This window comes from Moraxella sp. CTOTU48841 (assembly GCF_032061225.1).
Classification (GTDB): Bacteria; Pseudomonadota; Gammaproteobacteria; order Pseudomonadales; family Moraxellaceae; genus Faucicola; species Faucicola cinerea.
In genome coordinates this window covers 1-21,757 of sequence record NZ_DAMBFQ010000005.1, presented here as the reverse complement: position 1 = coordinate 21,757, position 21,757 = coordinate 1, and the positions used below count along the sequence as shown (strand labels likewise).

21 protein-coding genes are annotated in these 21,757 nt (G+C 44.4%); 14 read left to right on the top strand and 7 right to left on the bottom strand.

Going from position 1 to position 21,757, the window contains the following annotated elements; all coding sequences use genetic code 11:
* Positions 1–14: 14 nt before the first annotated feature.
* Positions 15–1,367 (top strand): S1C family serine protease, encoded by a 1,353-nt coding sequence (locus RT034_RS06800; protein ID WP_313015376.1) that lies wholly within the window; start codon positions 15–17, stop codon positions 1,365–1,367.
* A gap of 86 nt (positions 1,368–1,453) precedes the next feature.
* On the opposite strand, the gene RT034_RS06795 is transcribed toward RT034_RS06800, so the two are convergent.
* The 5 genes from RT034_RS06795 to rsgA all read right to left on the bottom strand — a co-directional run bounded on the left by RT034_RS06795 (position 1,454) and on the right by rsgA (position 5,161).
* Entirely contained in the window at positions 1,454–2,257 is an 804-nt protein-coding gene (locus tag RT034_RS06795) for a pteridine reductase (RefSeq protein ID WP_313015375.1), read from the bottom strand.
* Between the two features lie 330 nt (positions 2,258–2,587).
* Entirely contained in the window at positions 2,588–3,019 is a 432-nt protein-coding gene (secB, locus tag RT034_RS06790) for a protein-export chaperone SecB (protein WP_007114956.1), read from the bottom strand.
* Positions 3,020–3,149: 130 nt separating this feature from the next.
* The gene (grxC, locus tag RT034_RS06785) at positions 3,150–3,410 is read right to left on the bottom strand and encodes a glutaredoxin 3 (RefSeq protein ID WP_036589920.1); all 261 of its coding nucleotides are present in this window, start codon (positions 3,408–3,410) and stop codon (positions 3,150–3,152) included.
* A 132-nt stretch (positions 3,411–3,542) separates the two neighbouring features.
* Positions 3,543–3,971, bottom strand: a complete 429-nt coding sequence (locus RT034_RS06780) for a rhodanese-like domain-containing protein (protein WP_007114958.1) — start codon at positions 3,969–3,971, stop codon at positions 3,543–3,545.
* A gap of 119 nt (positions 3,972–4,090) precedes the next feature.
* Entirely contained in the window at positions 4,091–5,161 is a 1,071-nt protein-coding gene (rsgA, locus tag RT034_RS06775) for a ribosome small subunit-dependent GTPase A (RefSeq protein WP_313015374.1), read from the bottom strand.
* Positions 5,162–5,344: 183 nt separating this feature from the next.
* Here rsgA and orn point away from each other — a divergent pair, with 183 nt between their 5' ends.
* The 3 genes from orn (at position 5,345) to RT034_RS06760 (ending at position 8,758) form a co-directional block, all read left to right on the top strand.
* Positions 5,345–5,896: an oligoribonuclease gene (gene orn, locus RT034_RS06770; protein ID WP_065252875.1), complete on the top strand. Its 552-nt coding sequence runs from the start codon at positions 5,345–5,347 to the stop codon at positions 5,894–5,896.
* A 302-nt stretch (positions 5,897–6,198) separates the two neighbouring features.
* Complete coding sequence (locus RT034_RS06765) at positions 6,199–7,908, top strand: AMP-binding protein (protein ID WP_313015373.1); 1,710 nt, start codon at positions 6,199–6,201, stop codon at positions 7,906–7,908.
* 85 nt (positions 7,909–7,993) lie between these two features.
* On the top strand, positions 7,994–8,758 hold the full coding sequence (locus RT034_RS06760) for an SDR family NAD(P)-dependent oxidoreductase (protein WP_313015371.1): 765 nt from the start codon (positions 7,994–7,996) through the stop codon (positions 8,756–8,758).
* A 134-nt stretch (positions 8,759–8,892) separates the two neighbouring features.
* On the opposite strand, the gene hemP is transcribed toward RT034_RS06760, so the two are convergent.
* Complete coding sequence (gene hemP / locus RT034_RS06755) at positions 8,893–9,057, bottom strand: hemin uptake protein HemP (protein WP_007114963.1); 165 nt, start codon at positions 9,055–9,057, stop codon at positions 8,893–8,895.
* Between the two features lie 122 nt (positions 9,058–9,179).
* Between hemP and RT034_RS06750 the strand changes: the two genes are divergently transcribed.
* From RT034_RS06750 to obgE, 4 genes are all read left to right on the top strand, one after another.
* Positions 9,180–10,241 carry an NUDIX domain-containing protein gene (locus RT034_RS06750; protein WP_313015369.1) on the top strand — a complete coding sequence of 354 codons (1,062 nt, stop codon included), beginning with the start codon at positions 9,180–9,182 and terminating at the stop codon, positions 10,239–10,241.
* Between the two features lie 460 nt (positions 10,242–10,701).
* A complete protein-coding gene (locus tag RT034_RS06745; protein ID WP_409566330.1) occupies positions 10,702–11,307 on the top strand; it encodes a lipocalin family protein in 606 nt (201 codons plus the stop codon).
* A gap of 125 nt (positions 11,308–11,432) precedes the next feature.
* A complete protein-coding gene (locus tag RT034_RS06740; RefSeq protein ID WP_313015367.1) occupies positions 11,433–12,785 on the top strand; it encodes a glyceraldehyde-3-phosphate dehydrogenase in 1,353 nt (450 codons plus the stop codon).
* A gap of 152 nt (positions 12,786–12,937) precedes the next feature.
* Positions 12,938–14,158, top strand: a complete 1,221-nt coding sequence (gene obgE, locus RT034_RS06735) for a GTPase ObgE (RefSeq protein WP_313015366.1) — start codon at positions 12,938–12,940, stop codon at positions 14,156–14,158.
* Positions 14,159–14,232: 74 nt separating this feature from the next.
* Here obgE and RT034_RS06730 read toward each other — a convergent pair whose 3' ends face one another.
* Positions 14,233–15,114: a DegV family protein gene (locus tag RT034_RS06730; RefSeq protein WP_313015364.1), complete on the bottom strand. Its 882-nt coding sequence runs from the start codon at positions 15,112–15,114 to the stop codon at positions 14,233–14,235.
* Positions 15,115–15,428: 314 nt separating this feature from the next.
* On the opposite strand from RT034_RS06730, the gene proB reads away from it, so the two are divergent.
* The 6 genes from proB to RT034_RS06700 all read left to right on the top strand — a co-directional run.
* Positions 15,429–16,577: a glutamate 5-kinase gene (gene proB, locus RT034_RS06725; protein WP_313015360.1), complete on the top strand. Its 1,149-nt coding sequence runs from the start codon at positions 15,429–15,431 to the stop codon at positions 16,575–16,577.
* A gap of 86 nt (positions 16,578–16,663) precedes the next feature.
* The gene (hemE, locus tag RT034_RS06720) at positions 16,664–17,773 is read left to right on the top strand and encodes a uroporphyrinogen decarboxylase (RefSeq protein ID WP_309593759.1); all 1,110 of its coding nucleotides are present in this window, start codon (positions 16,664–16,666) and stop codon (positions 17,771–17,773) included.
* A 21-nt stretch (positions 17,774–17,794) separates the two neighbouring features.
* Positions 17,795–18,862, top strand: coding sequence for an N-acetyl-gamma-glutamyl-phosphate reductase (argC, locus tag RT034_RS06715; protein ID WP_313015355.1), 1,068 nt, complete (start codon positions 17,795–17,797; stop codon positions 18,860–18,862).
* Between the two features lie 290 nt (positions 18,863–19,152).
* Positions 19,153–20,013, top strand: a complete 861-nt coding sequence (locus RT034_RS06710) for a hypothetical protein (protein ID WP_313015353.1) — start codon at positions 19,153–19,155, stop codon at positions 20,011–20,013.
* Between the two features lie 45 nt (positions 20,014–20,058).
* Entirely contained in the window at positions 20,059–20,529 is a 471-nt protein-coding gene (locus RT034_RS06705; RefSeq protein ID WP_409566336.1) for an ATP-dependent Clp protease adaptor ClpS, read from the top strand.
* Positions 20,530–20,919: 390 nt separating this feature from the next.
* Positions 20,920–21,757: Clp protease N-terminal domain-containing protein (locus tag RT034_RS06700; RefSeq protein ID WP_313015347.1), on the top strand; the 838-nt coding region annotated here is incomplete at its 3' end.

Here is a 21,757-nt window from a genome sequence, read left to right as displayed (position 1 = left end):
GAGAAACGTTGACTATGACAGACCCCCGTTCAGACAAGCCTTTGGAAACCCCACCTGTTTTGCCGCCTACGTATCGTAAACCTAACAAATTTACTCTAATACTACCCTGGATTTTGTTACTACTAGTCCTGTTGGCGGGCTTGTGGATGATGACCAAGCCACAGCTGCCTTGGCAAAAAAATCAAGCGATGGTAGCCAGTCAGACCAGTTGGCAGCCGCCCAAATCTGAGCCTGTCGATACTAAAAAACTCGGTGATAATCCAAATGCTGCGGTGGCCTCTTATCACAATGCTGTCGCTGTCGCTGCCCAGTCAGTCGTCAATATCTATACCACGCAAAAAATCGAGGAGCATCCCTATATGAATGACCCGATGATGCGCCGCTATTTTGAATATCACGGTATCCCCAATGGCGAAAGCGATAATACCAATTTAGGCTCGGGTGTTATCATTTCGCAAGATGGCTATATCGTCACCAACTCGCATGTGATTTCCAAAGCCGATAATATTATCGTGATGCTCAATGATGGTCGCAAGGCAACGGCAACAGTCATCGGCAACGACGTGGAAAGTGATTTGGCGGTGATTAAGGTTGATTTGACAGGGCTGAAACCCTTAGGATTTCGTGAACAGTCGACCCAAGTGGGCGATGTGGTGTTGGCAATTGGCAACCCGTTTGGGGTCGGTCAAACCGTCACCCAAGGTATTATCTCGGCAACAGGGCGCACGGGACTGGGTATCAACACAGTGGAAGATTTTATCCAAACCGATGCCGCTATCAATCCCGGTAACTCAGGGGGTGCGCTGGTCGATGCTTATGGTCAGCTTGTTGGTATCAACACCGCGATTTTTTCACGCTCGGGCGGCTCGATGGGCATTGGTTTTGCCATTCCTACCGAGATTGTTAAGCTTGTGATGAATGGCATTATTAAAGATGGTAAAGTGCACCGCGGCTGGCTTGGGATTGAATTACAAAGTTCGATGAAAGACCCAACCAAGCTAGGTGATGACACGCAAGGCGTTGAAGTGATGAATGTGATGCCCGATGGTCCTGCCGCCAAAGCGGGCTTGCAAAAAGGGGATATCATCACCGCAATGGATAATAAACCTGTCAATGATGCTAATACACTGATTCAATTGGTGGCACGTAAAGCACCCAACAGTGTGGTCAATCTACAAGTGATGCGTAATAAAGCGCCAAGCAGCGTCAATGTGACCCTAGGCGAAAGACAACCCCAAGAGGCTTTGACCGAGCTACCCACGTCACAAAACTTTGACCAAAACAATGACAGCGCTAATCAAAATGGCACCAGCAATGAGGATGACATTCGAGCAGAATTAATGGAATTACTCAAAAAACAGCATTAAACGTTATTCAAAACTTCAAAAGTTCGATGCGTTGCGACTAGCCGGGTGCTTTACTTGCTCTGGCTGCCTGCTGTTATTACCTGTTTTCATTGCCTACTTTCATTACCCGCTAAGGTCAAACCACGCCCGCCATCCACTGCAATAATCTGCCCTGTGATATACGGGGCAGCTGCCAAAAATACCGCCACTTGCGCGATATCTTGCGGTGTGCCAATTCTTTTTAACGGTACGGCGCGGCAGATTTTGTCAATCGTTTCAGCGGTGAGCGCTTGCTCAGAGCCCTCTATGGGTAAAATGTTGATACCCGGCGCGATACCATTGACGCGGATATCGGGCGCTAGTTCGATTGCTAGCGACTGCACCATCATTTGGTGCGCGGCTTTTGCCATGTTATAGACTGTATAGCCCCCAAATGGCTTGCCATTGGCGTGAATGTCCAAAATGCTGATAATGCAGCCTTGCGATTTTTTTAGATAAGGGTATAAATATTGGCTGATAAATAACGGGGTTTGCGCATTGGTCAAAAATAAATTTTGCCAGTCTTGCTGAGAGATTCGACCAAAGGGCGTCGGGTAAAAGCGTGAGGCATTATGAACCAGACAATCCAATCGACCAAAACTGTTGATTATTCGCCAAGCTAACTGTGGCAACGTTTCAAAGTTCTCTAAATCCCCTTGCACGCTTTTTGCTGACTGTGGACGAATGGCATTACAGTAATCAACAAGTTCCATGGCTTCTGATTCACTGGTATGGTAATGGATAATGATATTATAATTGGCTTGGTGCAGTGCCAGCACAAGCGCCCGACCAATTCGTTTGGCGCCACCTGTGACACACGCCACACGGCACGGATGGGATACTTCGCTCATCGCGGCTGGATTTAACATCATTTACTACCTATGTTTATTTGATTAAGCATTTATTTGATTAAGCGGTTTGTCGTTTTAATCATTTATGCTTTAATCCATATGAGCCCAATGGGTTGGGTTTTTTGGAATACCCCATGATTATCACACACCTTAAACGAGCGACACAACTTTATCAAGCGCTGCAGGATTATCAGCAAAGCACCCATGCCTTTAGCTAAAGCATCACCGAATCACGCACCAAGTCCTAACGATTTACCTTAAATTTACATAAAAAAAGAGCAGGGCTTATCCTGCTCTTAATTTTTGACACTTAAAAATTAGTTAGCTTTAAAATAGTTAACTTTAAAAAAATTAGTTACCTTGCTCAAGCGTTTGTTGATAGGCTTGGTCAAAATTGACAGGGGCAAGTAACAATTGTGGGAAGCTACCACGGGTCACAATATCACTGACCACTTCACGAGCATAAGGGAACAATACGTTTGGACAATACGCACCTAAAATTGCTCCCAATTGTTCTTCAGGGATATTTTGCAACATAAAGATGCCCGCTTGATGTACTTCTGCGATAAACGCAGTTTCACCACCGTTATTGGCAGTCACATTAACGGTTAATATCACTTGGTAATGGTCATCATCCAACTTTTCAGCGGCACTTGATAGGTTGATATCAAGCTCTGGTTGCCATTCACGGGTAAATACATCTGCACCCGGTACTTCTAATGACATATCTTTAACATAGATACGTTCTAGCGCCAGTTGTGGTAAGTTTTGTTCATCTGCCATGGTAGTGTCCTCAATTAACTGTTCTTACGTGGATTATAACAATATGACAGCTTTAACTTTCTCTAAAAACTATCAACTGTATTTATAATGGGGGTTATTTATGTATTAAAGCTTTTTAAGCTGTTAACGGTTAATCCGCTAATAGACCATCAAGTTTGCCTTGACGCTCAAGACCAGCAAGTTGATCATAACCACCAATGAAATTATCGCCAATAAAAATTTGCGGTACTGTGCGGTAATTATTGGTTTTTTGCGCCAATGCCTGACGTTCCTCTGTGGTCACATCATACATATTAACTTCTTCAAATGCTTGGCCTTTGTTTTTTAATAACATTTTAGCTTGCATACAGTAGGGGCAAGTCGGTGTGGTATAAATTTTCACCATAGCCATAACAATCTCCTTATTTCTAGATTTTTTAAAATGGGTTAAAAGCTTATTATCAGATACCGATGAGATAAAAGCGTTATTGATGGTTATGGGGTTTGGCGATTTAAATTTCAAATTGTGAACAGCCAACCAGTCTTATTTGGTTTTGCCGGACACGGTTTTTTCTACCACTAAAGGTAAACCTGCGGCTTGCCAATTGGTAATACCACCATCGAGACGATAAACGTTGTCGTTACCAATCATTGCCACTGCGGTACCTGCAGTCATACCCATTTGGCAAACGATGATAATAGGATGGTCAGCACTGCGAAGTGCGTCAACGTGATCTTTTAGCTCAGTAAACGGGATATTGCGGCTGCCTTTGATATAGCCTTTTTCAAAATCTTTTCGTGGGCGGATATCAATCAGCTGAGCATTTTGGTTGTTGACCATCAAGCCCACTGCATTTGGATTGATTTTTTTGCCGCCGCGTTTGTTCTCAAGCATAAAAAATAGCACAATCAGCACAAACATGGTGCCAAATAAAAATGGGTGATGACCCATAAACTCAAACCAACGTTCCAAGATATCCTCCACAGGGGCATTTCGTCAAAATTATCGTTTGATTGCCCATAAAAAATTGACTGTATTATAACGGTAGTTGTCAATTTTAAGAAACTTTTATTTAGTCTAAAACCGCAAGTTTAAAAATCCTGCGAAGCCGCTTCTTGTTGCAAGAGTACCAAATTCTCCACTCGCCTTGCTAGCACCTGTCCGTCTGCTACTGCCTGCCACATCGCACAATTGGGCGTGGACTCGGTATGTTTGCAATCGCGAAAACGGCAGTAGGGGGCAAGCGGCGCAAGCTCGATAAAGCCTTGTAAAATATCATCAGGGGTCAAATGCCAAAGCCCATATTCGCGAATACCGGGCGTATCAATAATGGCACCTTTGCTGAGCGCCATCGGGTCAAACGCTAAAAATCGGCTGGTAGTGGTGGTATGTTGACCCAACTGTGAAATGGTTGAAATTTCATTGACTGATTGTCCCGCGGCAGGCAATAACTGATTGACCAAGCTGCTTTTACCAACCCCTGATTGACCAGCAAAAATCACATTCTTGCCGGCAACGGTGTTTTTTAGGTGGGTTAAGTCACCACTCGATTGGGTCACCAAGGTGGCGTAGCCAAGCTGTTGATAGGCTGACAGTAGCTCTGTCACCTCGCTATGACTACCATCTGCCAACAAATCGGCTTTATTTAAAATCAGTAATGGCGTGATGTCTGAGTGATGGCAAGCCACCAAATACCGATCAATCAGCTGGGCAGACGGCAGCGGCAGCGGCGCAAATACGACTGCTAAAATATCGACATTGGCGGCGATGGGTTTGAGCTTGTGGTAACGGTCAGGGCGGTTGATGATACTTTGTCTATCATAAATCGCTTCAATGCGCCCAAGCCCTGTGTTTGGGTCAGCGACAAAGCGGACTTTATCCCCAGTGGCAATCAGTGGCAAGTTGGTACGGGTGTGACAACGCCAAACACTGTGCAGGATGATGGGTTGCCAAAACGGTTCTGGCTCATCAGCGGCGACAATCGGTTTGTCAGGCAGGGTTTGCGGTAGGCTAGTGGCTTGGACTTCGAGCTGCTTGCCAAAGTTTGCGACAACAATGCCATCCATCAGCTGGGCATCGTCCAGCACTTGCTGGGATTTTTGTTGTTTTTGGATGCGACGCGTTTGCTGGTCAGTGAGTTTACGTTTACGGATTAACGCCATACGCTATCTACTACATCAGCCACTAGGGGGTTTTTTACCATACTAACACCTTATAAAATTTTGCAATATCTTTAGACTCGCTACATGAGCACGCATGAGCAATCGCCAACAAAACCGATATTTTACCTGTAAAATCTGCTAAGATGGCGGATTATTTGTTAAAGAGTATGAAAAGGCAACAGTATGGCGGTTGATAAAAAACATCTGATTTGGATTGACCTTGAGATGACAGGTCTAGATACCCTCAATGATACCATCATCGAGATAGCGACGATAGTGACTGACAGTGAACTCAATATCCTAGCTGAAGGTCCTGTGTTTGCCATCCACACGCCTGACATTGTGCTCAACAGCATGGATGATTGGAACACGCGCCAACATGGGCAATCGGGACTGATTGACCGTATTCGCCGTAGTAACGTGACCATGGCTCAAGCAGAAACCGAAACCATTGCATTTTTGAGTAAATATGTCGAATCAGGACGCTCACCGATGTGTGGCAATTCGATTTGCCAAGACAGACGGTTTTTGGCACGTCAAATGCCAACGCTTGAGCGGTTTTTTCATTACCGTAATTTAGATGTGTCAACGGTCAAAGAGCTGGCTTATCGCTGGCGCCCCGATATTTTGTCAAGCTTTGAGAAAAAAGGAAATCATTTGGCACTTGATGATATCCGTGATTCGATTCGTGAACTGCGCCACTATAAAGAGCACTTTTTTAAGTTTATTGGCTAACGGTAAAATTTTTAAAACGATACAATTTATATCATAATACTTGAAATTATCCAAAATTTTAGGCATCATAAGCTGACAAAAGGAATTTGTTAGCTTGACTTGGTACAAGTAAATCGAGATGCAAGTAAATCAGCGCGAGTGTAAATCAGCAATAGTTGCGAGCCCATCGTCAAAAAACTGGTTGTATCAACTCAAATTTATTTCAAGCCAGCTTTATTTCAAGTCAGCGTTATTTTAAGCCAGTGGGTGACCGTTGACACTGGCACTCATTCCTATCTCATGGACGACATTAGGAGCCTATCATGGACAATCTTGATACCCAAACCCCGCAATCTACCCATCCTGATTATCAAAACTACCGCTATCAAAGCTACCTGTATCAAAGCTACATTGACCAATTCAATATCGACGAACTTGAACAGCAAATCCTGCAAGGTTGCCGTATCAATGGTATCAACGCCTATGTAGAATGTGTGGGTCGTCATGCCCAGTCTGATAAGGCAAATAAAGTCGCGCTAGTGCATGAAGACACCCAAGGTAATATCCATAAAATCACTTATGCACAGCTCGATAAACTAAGCGGTAAAATGGCAAATCTGCTCACTGCTTTGGGAGTGAAAAAAGGCGATCGGGTATCAACCATGCTGCCGCGTACACCGATTTTGTTAGCAGTGATTGTGGGTGCATGGCGCATCGGTGCAGTATATCAGCCATTGTTTACTGCATTTGGTGTCGAAGCGATTGAATACCGCCTTCAAAAAGCCGCTACCAAAGTGGTTTTCACCGACAGCCACAACCGTGAAAAATTCAATGACATAAACCCACTACCAAACATGGTGATGGTGGGCAGCGAGCAAGCCGCCAAACAATATGGGGATTGGCATTTTGATAGCCTAATGGCAGCGCAAAGGGAAGACTTTGAACCTGTGATGCTAACAGGGGAAGATCCTTTTTTGCAAATGTTTACTTCAGGTACCGTGGGCAAGTCAAAAGGTGTGGCAGTACCAGTTAAAGCGCTAACCGCATTTTATTTGTACATGGTACACGCAGTGGGTCTAAGCGATGATGACCAGTTTTGGAATATGGCTGACCCAGGTTGGGCCTATGGCTTGTATTATGCGATTACAGGACCTTTGCTAGTCGGTGCTACTACCCACTTTAATGAGTCAGGGTTTGATGCCAAACATACATTAGATTTTATCAAAAACCATAAAATCACTAATTTAGCCTCATCGCCCACCGCATTTCGTATGATGAAATCAAGCGGTGTTTTTGACAACAAAGCTGATGAGTTACCGCTATTGACGCGTATTAGCTCAGCGGGTGAGACGTTAAATACTGAAGTGGTGACGTGGATTAATGACCATCTTGGCGCATCTATTCTTGACCATTATGGACAAACCGAATTGGGGATGGCGTGCTGCTGTCATCATAAATTAACGCATGATCAGCCAATTGGCTCAATGGGTATGCCATTGCCAGGTTATCGCTTGGCGGTACTGGATGAAAACTTTAATGAAGTAAGTGCAGGCGTACAAGGTCAGCTAGCCGTTGATGTGGCCAACTCGCCATCCTTATTTTTCCAAGGCTATACGTGGAACGAAAAAAATCCGTTTGAAAATGGCTATTATCTGACGGGCGATATGGTCGAACAGCATGATGATGGCACTTTTTGGTTTGTCGGGCGTGATGACGATATTATTACCACCGCAGGGTATCGCGTGGGTCCTACCGATGTCGAGAACACGGTAATGGAACACCCGTCGGTAGCGGAGACGGCGGCGATTGGCGTGCCAGATGACATACGCGGCCACATCATCAAATCCTATGTTGTACTTAAAGACGGCTATACCGCTAATGACGAGTTAGCCAAAGACATCCAAAGCTTGGTGCATGCACGGTTATCTGCCCATGCGTATCCACGTATCGTTGAGTTTATCGATGCCTTGCCAAAAACCCCAAGTGGTAAAGTGCAGCGTTTTATGCTGCGTAGCATGAGCGTGGTGCACTAACAAAAATTTTATCCCTATGCAAAAGAGTATCTAGTGTTAGCTAGGCTTTTTTATCAACAAAAAATAACAGGTTAACGGAAAAACAATGCAAGTACAAAATAATACATTTTTGGTCACAGGCGGCGCGTCAGGTCTAGGTGAAGCGACAACCCGTTATTTAGTGGCGCAAGGCGCAAATGTTATCATCGCCGATCTCAACCAAGAAGCCGGTGAGAAATTAGTGGATGAATTGGGCGACAACGTGATTTTTGCAAAATGTGACATCACCAGCGAAGCGGATGTCAAAAATGCGATTGAGGCGGGTGTGACCAAATTTGGTAAATTATCAGGGTCAATCAACTGTGCCGGTATCGTGGTGGTGCAAAAATTACTGGACAAAGAAGGCAATCCAGCCGATTTAACCACCTTTGCGCGTGGTATCCAGATTAACCTCATCGGCACTTTTAATGTGGCGCGACTGGCGGCGGCGGCGATGGCAAAAAATACTGCAGACATTAATGAAGATAAAGGTGTGATTATCAATACCGCTTCAATTGCCGCATTTGATGGTCAGGTCGGGCAGGGCAGTTACTCGTCATCCAAAGCAGGTGTTGTGGGCTTAACCTTACCACTCGCGCGTGAGCTGCAGCGTCATCAAATACGTATCATGACCATCGCACCAGGGGTGTTCGGCACACCGATGATGGCAAGCCTGCCAGAAGCTGCCCGTACCAGTCTTGAGCAAGCCGTACCTTTTCCAAAACGTTTGGGCAACCCAGAAGAATTTGCTAAATTGGTGGTACACATCATCGAAAATAGCTATCTTAATGGCGACGTCATTCGTTTGGACGGGGCTATTCGCATGGGTTAATTCAGTTGATTGTTGCCAGTAACTGGGAAAGGCAACTGGCAACAGAAACTATCAACTTAGCCCTCTAAAAAAGCCACTCTGAGGAAGATTGGCTTTTTTTATTAGCAATTTCACGGGGACTATTTGGTGAGTCACTATTTGGTGAGTATCAAGCGGTTATTACGGGTTAATCGAAGACGGTATTCTTCGCCATCATGCTGAATACGAATCTCTTTGGTCAGCGCAAATAAATGATTGGAATATAGCGTAGGCAAGGAACTTTGTTGGATAAGATTGGCGCGATTTAATAAGTGTAGCATGGGATACTCCTTTTCTCTGTAAGGTGGGCGAATAGTGTTTTTAATTGATAATGATTATCATTTATATTTAATGGGTCGTCAAGTGACTTTTTTCACTTTTTCATCAAATTTAATGCTTTATAATGGGTAACAATCAACAGTTTGAGAAAAATATGTCAAAAGTCGTCAATGTGGCAGTCGCGGTGATACATTTTAACAATCAATATTTACTAGGATTTCGCCATGCCAGTCAACACCAAGGCAATCGCTATGAGTTTGTCGGCGGAAAAATTGAACCAGATGAAACCCCAACACAAGGATTAATCCGTGAAGTCCATGAAGAGATTGGCTTGGATATCGCGCAAAACACTGCAGTCAAAATGGGGGTGATACGCCATGATTATGCTGATAAAACCGTAGCATTGCACGTTTTTAAAATTGACGTGAGCCAAGCGCAGTTTGATGATTTACAACAGGGTAAAGGTAAGGAGGGTCAAGCCGTCACATGGGTTCATCAGTCAGACTTAATTGCTAATCAGTACCCCTTGCCCGATGCCAATGCCCGCATTTTAGAGTGGTTAAAATTGCCCAATGCGATTTATATCACGCAGCCTTTAGATAGCTTCGTTAGTGTGGATAAGTGGGTTGATTTTTATAGCCAAAAACTGCCCCAAAGTGCCCATTGTTATCTTCGCCCGCAAACCAGCCATGAAAATGCCACCGCTATGATTGATGGCTTACTCACGATAAGGGCGGATATCACCCCGATTATTCAATATGCAACACTATCGTGCTTATTTAAGTGCTTACCTGAGCGCTTATTTAAGCGTTTAGATGCGTGGTTAAAAAACGGCATGGTGCATTTGAATCACCAACAACTCATCACGCTTAGTTTCTTAAACCTATCAAAAAATTATCGCTATTTTGGCAGTTGTCATGATCAACATAGCCTAAGCAGATTAAATACCTTGGCAACCTCGCATACTGTCATGGGCTGTTTTTTATCCCCGGTGAAAGCCACACCGACACACCCAGAAACCTTTCAAAGTGGGGGCATGGGCTGGCAAACCTTGAGTGAATTGGCAAAAATCTGTGATGTGCCGGTGTTTGCACTGGGCGGGGTGGGGCAGGCAGATTTAGCCACCGCCTATGAACATGGGGCGATGGGAATCGCAGGTATTCGGTTATTGGTCGACAAGGTATAAAAACTAGCCAACAGGTTGATTTTTTTGTTACAATTTTGTTACATATTTTGTGGCTAGTGCTAGCGATATGCCAATCCTGTGGTTCAAATCCGCCAAACATCATTTTTTATCGTCCCGTGTTATGGCGATGGGGATGCTATTGGCGTATTTTGCGTGGTTGATGCAGCTGTCACCGCTGCTTGCGCCTTTATGGCTGGAAATCAAAAAATTACAATCATTTTTTTGCATAGCTGTTTTTATACTTAGTCGTTATGCTTTTTAACTTAGTCGGTTTGTTGTTTATGCTGTTTACAATCTTTAACCTAATGAAAAACGCCCATAACTGTTTGATAATAGCGTATTAGCTGTAACAACTGGCTGACAAAAAATGTCCCAATAGTCACCGTTTGAGCGTTTATTTTGGGCTAAAATGAGTACTTTAATGCGCAGTAAGACTGAGCAAAATAAGGGGATATAGACAATGAAAATAATGAGTAAAAAAACGCTAGCAGTGGCAGGTATTGCAGGTACATTGCTTGCGATGAGTGCTTGCTCCACCACCCCCACCAAAACTACCGCAACCAAAACCACTGCCAAGCCCACAAGCGTTGGCAAAGCTCAGGCGGTGCAAAGTGTCGATTTAAACCGTTATGCGGGCAAATGGTACGAAATCGCCCGTTTACCGATGTTTTTTCAGCGGAACTGTGCCAGTGATGTTACCGCCACTTACACCGTACAAACGACAGGCAAGGTGGAAGTCAATAACCAGTGTATGGGCAAAGATGGCAAACCCATGCAAAGCATTGGTGAAGCCACCAAAAATGGCGACAGTGGCAGTAAACTCAAAGTTACTTTCTTGCCGCAAGCATTGCGTTGGTTGCCTGTGGGTAAAGCCGACTATTGGGTGCTTGCTTTAGACCCCAATTATAATCATGCGTTGGTGGGTACGCCAAATCAAAAATACTTGTGGATTTTATCACGCACACCCACGATGGATGAAGACACTTATCAAACCATGGTCGCTACCGCAAAATCTCAAGGCTACGATGTCAGTAAATTGCAAAAAACCGTACAAAACAGCCGATAAGCTCGCTAGCTGAAACACCCTGCTTTAAAATTGCTAAAATGCCTAAATTCCGTTACAATCTAGGCGTTTATTTTTGCTGCATTTTCCACAGATTTTATTTTTCCTTCACAAAAAAAGGTCATACTATGTCTGCCAATCTCTACCAAGACCACCTCACCAATCGCAAAAATCAAGAAGCCCAAGCGGTTCAGTTATTAGTTGAGCTAAATACCCTAGCCAATAAAGGCGTTAATGTGTTGTTTTTTGGCAACCGCATTGCCCTAAACCTTGTTGATATCATCGCCCATCATGACAAAAACGCCCTTAACATCGCTGATACACTTGCCTTTGCCACCGCGTTAAACGACCAAAATCTAAGCCATACCACGGTGGACTTGGGTCAAGCGCTCAAATCAGGTAAACAAGCCGGCAGCTTTACCAGCGGTGACGAAGTGCCTGCGACAGATGTCGTGTTGTATGGTTTTGGTCGTATCGGTCGTATCTTGGCTCGGTTGCTGATGAGCCGTCCTGCCTCAGACAAAGGCTTACAATTAAAAGCCATCGTCGTCCGTCCAGCCGGTGAAGCAGATTTGGAAAAACGTGCAAGCTTGCTTGAGCGTGACTCGGTACATGGCTGGTTTGATGGCTCGGTGGTGGTGGATAAAGCAAACAGCGGTATCATCGCCAACGGTCGTTTTATCAAAGTCATTTATGCCGCTGACCCAAGCGAAATCGACTACACGTCTTATGGTATCGACAATGCCTTAATCATCGACAACACCGGTAAATGGAAAGATGAAGCAGGTCTTGGCAAGCATTTACAGTCAAAAGGTGCCAAAAAAGTGCTATTGACTGCGCCAGCATCGGGCGATATCAAAAATATTGTCTACAATGTCAATGATGACACCATCGGCAGTGATACCATCGTATCAGCGGCAAGCTGTACCACCAATGCAATTACTCCTACGCTCAAACTGTTAAACGATAAATACGGCATTGAAAACGGTCACATGGAAACCATCCATGCCTTCACCAATGACCAAAACTTGGTCGATAACCACCATAAAGCCGAGCGTCGTGGGCGTGCTGCAACCTTAAATATGGTAATGACTAGCACAGGCGCTGCCAAAGCGGTCAGTAAAGCGATTCCAGAATTAAAAGGCAAATTGTCAGGCAGCTCAGTACGTGTACCAACGCCAAACGTGAGCCTTGCGATTTTAAATTTAAACTTCAAAAACCCAGTCAATTCAAGCGATGAACTCAATGCCTTTATCAAAGAAGCCAGTCAGAGCGAACAATGGCAAGCGCAAATTGCTTATTCAGATTCGGATGAAGCCGTTTCTACCGACTTTGTGGGCTGCGAAAAAGTGGCGATTTGGGACGCCAAATCTACGCTTGCTCAAGACAACCGTGCGGTGATGTACTTATGGTATGACAACGAAATGGGCTATAGCACCCAAGTACTACGTGTCGCTGAAACCATGGCAAAAAATGCCTAAGTGTTCCTAAGTGTTAAGGATGATTACAAGACCGCTCAAGTTTGGGCGGTTTTTTATTGGATAAAATTTCAAACATCGATTGTGTTCAAATTTTTCTTGCTAAAATTCATGCTATAATATTTGGTTATTCAAGAATTTAAGGAAAGTCTTCAATGCGTTTTATCGATGAAGCAATCGTAACAGTCAAAGCAGGCGACGGCGGCAATGGTATCGTCAGTTTTCGCCGAGAAAAATACGTCCCCAAAGGCGGCCCCGATGGCGGGGATGGTGGCAAAGGCGGTGATGTGTACGTGGTGTGCGACGACAACACCAACACCCTCGTCGATTACCGTTTTACGCGTCGCTATGATGCCAAGCGCGGCGAAAATGGCGGTGCCAAAAACTGTTCAGGTCGTGGCGCGGATGATATCTATCTATCCGTACCCATCGGTACCACCGTGGTTGACACCGAAACAGGTGAGGTCTTAGCGGACTTGACCAAAAAAGGGCAAACGGCGAGGATTGCCAAAGGCGGTGACGGCGGGCAAGGCAATACCCATTTTAAAACCTCCACCAATCAAGCACCAAGACGTGCTACCCCAGGTTTTGCAGGTGAATTAAAAGTCTTGAAATTTGAGCTAAAAGTGGTAGCTGACGTGGGTCTGATTGGTCTGCCAAATGCGGGTAAATCTACCTTTATTCGTCAAGTCTCTGCTGCCAAACCCAAAGTTGCCAATTATCCGTTTACCACTTTGGTACCCAATCTAGGAGTCGTGGATGTGGGTAAACACCGCTCATTTGTCATGGCAGATATCCCAGGACTCATTGAAGGCGCATCTGAAGGGGCAGGACTGGGTATTCGCTTTTTAAAACACGTCGCTCGTACCCGTCGATTATTGCATCTTGTCGATGTACAGCCCATTGATGGTAGCGACCCTGTGGCAAACGCCCAAGTGATTTTTAATGAGTTAGAAAAATTTTCGCCAGAGCTGTCAAAACTGCCCCAGATTTTGATTTTAAACAAAATCGACCAAGTACCCGAAGCGTCATTAAACCAACTTTGCACTCACATCGTGGCAGAGCTTGGTTGGACAGGGATGGTTTTTCGTACCTCCACGCTCACAGGGGAAGGGGTTGATGCGGTGGTTTGGCATTTGATGAACGAAATCGAGCAAGAGCGCGAGATGGAAGAAACCGATCCTGACTTTGCCGAAAGCCAGCGGTTGCGTTTTGAACGCCTGGAAGCGGAAGTGCGCGCCAATACGGAAGAGCAAAAAGAAGCGTATCGTGCCAAACGTAAAGCTGAGCGTGAAGGTCGCGCATTAGATGAAGATGATTTTGATGACGACGACTACGATGACGATGATGGCGTGGAAGTGGTCTACGCACCTTAGCGGTGATTGAAATAGCTTTAAAAAGGTTAGCGCAGGCTAACCTTTTTTATTAGGTGAATGTAGATAAGGACCGGTCATTTTTTTAATGCTTTGACAATGTAGGGTAATTCACCATAAAACACCCCAATACCTGTTCCCATCAAGCCATGATTGGCAAGCGAAATGGTGGACACGCGAATGACAGGCAAATCATGCCAACCAAAATGCCTCGCCAATAATTTTTTAAAAAATTCGGTACTTTCATGATGTCCCGTATCTGTCAAGTAGATAAACGCGGGTTGATTTGCGGCAAGTTTTTCGACGGTTTTTCCCATGGTGATCAGGGTTTTTTCAAGCTTACGCACTTTTTCCACCGCGATAATCTCGCCAATTTGATTAATTTGCATAATCGGTTTGATATCAAATAAGTTGGCAACAAATGCGGCAGGGGCGGACAATTTTTTGTTGCGAATAATATAGTCCAAGTCACTAAGGGTAAATAAAAACTCACTGCGACGTCGCAAATCGTCAAGTTTTTTTGCCACGTTTTCAAACGACTCACCTTGCTCAATCAACACTTTTGCCTCATACGCTAGCGCCCCTTCAGCAATATTGAGTGTTTTGGTGTCATACACAAAGATGTGCAGACGATTGGCATAATGTACTTTGAGTTCTTCTAGCATGGGCAAAGTTTGGCTAAATTTGGACGAGATGCCGCAAACAAATATCTCAGTGACCCCGCGAGCAATCAAATCATTAAACAATAGATGCATCTCATGGATGGATGGCGGAAATGTCCTCGCCACCGATTTGAGGTTGGTTTTCATGATGGTTGCTAGACGTTCACTGGTGATATTTTTACCATCGATAAAATCAACGTTATTGATGTTTACATGTAAGCGCAGAATGTCCATGCCTTGGGACAATTCAAGGGCTTCAAGACAAGATGAGGAGGTGGTGACAACAGCTCTTTTCATAAATTTGATAAACCCAGTAGCCCATGAAGATGAGCAAATTTATATAAAAGCAAAGGTGATAGCAAGTTATCCTCATCTAAATTGAGAAAACTTCAAGTCGATATTTTTTAGTTGACAATGCCAATTTGTTTTTTTAATGGTTGCTATTTGATTGGGATAAAAATGCGTATGACAAAAACGTGTGATATTTAACGGCTACCGGCATCGAATTAGCATTTATAAAGCCAGTAAAAATTGTTACAATGCTCAGCCAAGCCATTATGGCATTTAATTTGATTAAAAAATTGCACTTGACTGATTATGACTGCCAACTTATGACTGCCACCGCCTCACCTAGCTCAACTAAAAAAGCCCTTAAGTCCAACACCATTGTGGTAAAAATTGGTTCATCGCTACTGACCAATAATGGTAAAGGCTTGGATCGCACCGCAATTTATGAATGGGCGAAGCAAATCGCCAAGCTGCATAATGAAGGCTACCAAGTATTGCTAGTATCCTCAGGGGCAGTGGCAGAAGGGGTGGTGCGGATGAATTTGGAAGAACGCCCCAAAAAATTACAAGCCTTGCAAGCCTGCGCCGCCATTGGGCAGATGGGCTTGATTGAAACTTGGTGGTCGGCGTTGATTCAGTATGGGGTACAAAGCGCGCAGTTGCTACTGACACATGACGATCTTGCCAATCGAAATCGTTATCTCAATACCGCCAGTACGTTAAATCAGCTACTTGAATGGCGCGTGCTACCGGTCATTAACGAAAATGACACCGTGAGTGTTGATGAAATCAAATTTGGTGATAATGACAGTCTAGGTGCGATGGTGGCAGCCATGGTCAAAGCTGATTTATACATTATATTGACCGACCAGCAAGGCGTATTCACCGATAACCCTCGTACTAACCCGGACGCCAAGCTGATTAAGAGCGAACGGGCAATGGCAGATTATTTGTTTGACGTGGCGGGAGATGGCGGCAAATTGGGTCGTGGCGGCATGATTACCAAAATTCGCGCGGCAAGGCTTGCGGCAATGGGGGGGTGTCCCACCGTGATTGTCAGCGGCAGCATCGATAATGTGATTAATCGCGTGGTCAAAGGGGAATCCTTGGGTACAATGCTCACCACCAATGACGATGATAAACGCATTGCCAAAAAACAATGGTTAGCCGCTCATCTGCGTATGGCAGGTCGCTTGGTGATTGACGATGGCGCAGTGGACGCTATCATTAAAAATAACAAAAGCTTATTGCCTGTCGGGGTGATTGAAGTGCAAGGTGATTTTGATGAGGGCGATGTGGTGGAGTGCGTTGATAAAACAGGGGTACGCATCGCGGTCGGTCAGGTGGATTTCTCATCAAATGAAGCCAAGCGCATCGCTCGCAAACGCAATAGCGACATCGAAGCGATTTTGGGTAAAAATGAGGAACGCCACGTGATGGTACATCGTGATAATATGGCGATTATCGTATAATTTTCTACAATTCTTGATTGAAATTCAACTAATTTTAGACTGATTCAATAGTATTTTTACCCAAGATTATTTTTAAAGGCAATGACATGACCCATAACTTTCCGATGTTAAAAAATGACCGTATTTTAAGAGCCATGCGTTTTGAATCAGTGGATGTGACCCCTGTGTGGATGATGCGACAAGCCGGTCGCTATTTGCCTGAGTATAAAAAAACCCGCGCCCAAGCCGGTGATTTTCTATCGCTTTGCAAAAATACTGATTTGGCGACGGAAGTCACCATTCAGCCATTTCGCCGTTTTGAGTTGGATGCGGCGATTTTGTTTAGTGATATTTTAACCATTCCTGATGCGCTCGGTTTGGGTCTGTATTTTGAGGCAGGGGAAGGTCCAAAATTTCACAAAACTGTCAGAAGCATGGCAGAGGTCGAAGCCTTGCCAACCGTCGCGATGGCAGATGCACTCGACTATGTGATGAAAGCGGTGACCAGTATTCGTCATGCGCTGGCAGGTCGTGCGCCATTATTTGGCTTCTCAGGTAGTCCGTGGACGCTGGCTACCTATATGATTGAAGGGGGTAGTTCTAAAGAATACCGCTATGCCAAAGCCATGTTGTATGGCGAGCCTGACACCTTGCATGCGCTGCTCGCTAAAATCACCGATGCCGTGATTGATTATTTGCTAGCGCAAATAGCCGCAGGGGCGCAGTTAGTACAAATTTTTGATAGTTGGGGCGGGGCATTGGCACATCGCCAATTTGTTGAATTCTCGCACCATTACAACACTAAAATTGTCGCGGCGATTAAAGCAACATACCCAGAGGTACCTGTGGTATTGTTTACCAAAGGTGGCGGATTGTGGTTAGATACCCAATGCCATAGTGGCGCGGATGCGCTAGGACTTGATTGGACGATGCCACTGGATAGAGCCCGCAGCATTGTCTTTGAACAGCAAAAAGAATTGACCAAATTGCACAAAAAGCTGCATACAGGCATCGCGCTGCAAGGTAATCTTGACCCAGCGACATTATTTGCATCGCCTGAGCATATTCGCCAGCAGACGCATTTGATGTTACAGGATGCCTATAGCCTCGGTGACAAAACAGGCTATATAGCAAACTTAGGTCATGGCATTAACCAATGGGTTAATCCTGACCATGCCAAAGCTTTTATTGATGCGGTGCATGAGTACAAACTTTAATAACAACATTAGGAGACGACCATGATCAAAGTAGGTATTGTCGGTGGCACTGGCTACACTGGCGTAGAGCTAATTCGACTATTGAGTCGTCATCCACAGGCACAAGTGACGATGCTGACATCGCGCTCAGAAGCGGGCAGACGCGTCGATGATATGTTTCCAAGTTTGCGGGGCGTGACCGATTTAACGTTTTCGGATTTGGATGAAAAAAAATTAGCCGCATGTGATGTGGTATTTTTTGCTACTCCCCACGGCGTCGCGATGAAGCATGCCAGGTTTTTAACCGAAAATGGCACTAAAGTCATTGATTTGGCGGCAGATTTTCGTTTGCAGTCGCTACAAGATTTTGAAGCTTGGTATAAACTTGAACATACTTGCCCCGATATTTTAAAAGACGCTGTGTATGGGTTGCCAGAAGTCAATCGGGATGCCATTGGCAAAGCCAAGGTTATTGGCAACCCAGGTTGTTATCCCACCACGGCGATTTTGGGATTAAAACCGCTAATCGATGCCCAAAACAGCCAGCAGCAGGCATTGATTGAACCTTGGATTATTATTGATGCCAAATCAGGCGTCTCAGGTGCGGGTCGCCAAGCCAAAATGAATTTATTATTTAGCGAGACCTCGGATAGTTTTAGTGCCTATGGCGTGGCAGGTCACCGTCACGCTCCAGAGATTACCCAAGGGATTGACCAAATATTGGGTCAAAGCAAACGCTTTCAGCCGCATGATATCCGCTTTGTACCCCATTTAGTACCCATGATTCGCGGTATGTTTACCACGATTCATGTACGATTGACGGCGGCGGGTCAAGCGTTAGATTTACAATCCTTATATGAAACCAGCTATCAAAACGAATATTTTGTAGACGTCATGCCAAAAGGGATGTACCCAGATACCCGTAGTGTGCGGGGTAGCAACTATTTAAGAATTGCGGTGCAAACACTAGAACATAGCCCGATGGCGACGATTTTGGTGGTACAAGATAATTTGGTCAAAGGTGCGGCAGGACAAGCCGTGCAAAATATGAACGTGATGTTTGGGCTTGCAGAGCAAACAGGATTGGCGTTGGTTGCCGTCGTGCCTTAAGGTATTTCTTTAATAAGTGGTTTTCTTAAGCTATTTATGGTCAGCGTATTTAGAAATATTAATGCCACAACAAGCATTGCCTTATTCTTTCTAGCCAAAAAAATATGACGCTACGATGAAATGGGCTAACTTTATTATTTTTTCAGTCGATAAATTTAGCTGAATTCATCATAATTTTTGTTTATAATGGGATTCGCTTTAATGGATGTCATATTCATCAACCCTTTTTGAGCTATCATCAGCGCTTTGATTATCCATGTTTTGACCGTTTTTTCAATTTGAGTATTTCTATGGATTTACCCGAAGATCATAACTCTTCTCAAACTTTGCCAGAAGCACAACGCAATTATATTACCCAACCCAACAAAATATCTGGGTGGTTGATTGCGTTTGGGGTGAGCTTGTTGTTAGTTGCCATCATTGCACTGGCGTTAGGTCAACGCATTGGTTATCATCGTGGCTTAAGCTTTGCGGCTGAAGAAGCGAAAAAAACCGCCGCAGGTCTTGAAATCTCAGCAGAAAACATCAAATCATTAAAGCTAAAATCTGATACGTTGCAAAGCCAATTAACCACCGCGCAGCAAGAGCGTGATATCAGCTTGGCGAACCTATCAACATTGCGTACCGATATTCAAGATTTAAAAGTGACCAACTTACAGCTTGAACAAGGTCAGCAATACTTAACCGCGTCGCTTGCCAAAAAAGGCGGTATGAATTTACAAGTCATCGGGGCAAAAATTGCACCGTTGCCAGAAAATGCCTATGAATACCGCTTTGATGTCGGTATGGTCGATCCGTCAAATCAGCCAAAAAATTTGATACCAAAATTGACCCTGCTCGATGAAGTTAATATGGTCGAAGTCCCATTGCAACCCAATAGTTATTCGATTCATGGGATTGCAAGAATTCGCGGGCGGTTTTTGATGCCTAAAAACTTTGTACCTAAACAAGTGAAACTTGAATTAACCGCCGGCAACCAAAAAACTGAGCAAGTGTATGATTGGCAACTTGGTCAACCGATTGATAACATGCCATATACGCTTGAAGAAACGCCTGAAGCGGATAAACGACCTGTGAGTTCGACCGATAGCACCCCAGTGGCAAGCACAGCCAATACGCAAAAACCTGCCGCAACGACTGCTGCAAAGTAGTATAATCAATGTTTAATCTAATATTGGGTAAATGTTCAATTAATGATGCTTCAAACGCTTAATTTTTCTCGTCAATCAGTTGTGTCACAGCCAACCACCACGAATATGGATTGGCATCTACCGACATGGTTGCCAACACAGTCCCCTAAACAGCCACCTAGCCAATCACCAAATTCATTGCCAGCCCGTTTGACTGATATAGATGGCGAGCCAAATACCGACCCCGTCGAAGATGTGCTATTGGCTGACCCTGAACTGAAAAAACCACAGATGTATGCGGTGGTCATGTATAACGATGACTATACGCCGATGGAATTTGTGGTGGATGTTTTACAAAATCATTTTAAACATTCGCTCGATTCGGCCATCAGTATCATGCTTGCCATTCATCAACAAGGCAAAGGGATTGCCGGTATATACCCTAAAGACATCGCAGAAACCAAAGCCCAAACGGTCAACCGTGAAGCGCGTCAGGCAGGCTATCCGTTATTGAGTCAAATTGAGCCGCAAGGTTAGGGGTAGTTTGCTATTTAACCCCGTTTTATTTTGGGTAGCACCTTCTTTCTATTTTTTTATTCATCATTGAATTTTTTGCCATTTTAAAACCCGCCATTAACTACGTTTTATCACTTGAATTTATTAGCAATGTCATTATATTAAACGTAATGATTTTGATTTTTCCCATTTTGTCATCTTTCATTTTTACTTCCTTTTAACCGAACTGAGCGTTATTAGCCAGATATCAACAGGATATTTGGTGCTGAGGTGACGGCAAATGAAACTTGAGAAAACATCAATACACATAACCCTCAACACCAATAACCACATCAAACCAATTAAAGCGCATGGTTTTTTTCAAGTAGGGCAAAATCAAAAACCGTCGGTGACAAGTATTAAGGACATCTTATGTTAAGTTTAGAATTACAAAGCACGTTGCGGTTGGTAGTGACACTCGCAAAACAACGTGCACATGAATATTTAACGGTCGAGCATTTGCTATTGGCACTGCTAGAAAATGAAAATGCGGTAGAAGCCTTGGTGGCTTGTGCAGCCAATGTGGATCAGCTTGGCAAAGATTTGACCCAGTATATTGATGAACACACCCCAACGGTCGATATCAACGAAGATTACTCGCCACAACCAACGCGCAGTTTTGACCGTATCTTGCAGCGTGCGATTTTTCATGTGCAATCGGTTGCCAGCAGCCGTTTGGTCGAAGGCTCAGATTTGCTAGTGTCTATGTTCTCAGAGCATGACACCTATGCGGTATACTTGCTTAAAAAACAAGGCGTTACGCGACTTGAGTTGACCCAGTACCTATCGCATGGTCAAGACAAAAAAGTGCGCGACAAATTAACCAGTGTGGAAACTGAAGAAACGGGTGAAAAATCCAATAAAGACCCATTGACTGAATTTACCATTAATCTCAATCAAAAAGCCTCTACGGGCGGCACCGATCCATTAATTGGTCGCCAAGCAGAAATCGAGCGTACCGCGCAGATTTTATGCCGTCGCCGCAAAAACAATCCGCTACTGGTGGGTGACCCAGGGGTGGGTAAAACGTCGATTGCTGAAGGCTTGGCATGGCTGATTGTTAATGACAAAGCACCAAAACCATTATCAGGTTGTGTGGTATATAGTTTAGATATTGGTGCGCTGATTGCCGGTACAAAATACCGCGGCGATTTTGAAAAACGTATGAAAGCGCTATTAGATGCCTTAAAAGCTAAGCCCAATGCGATTT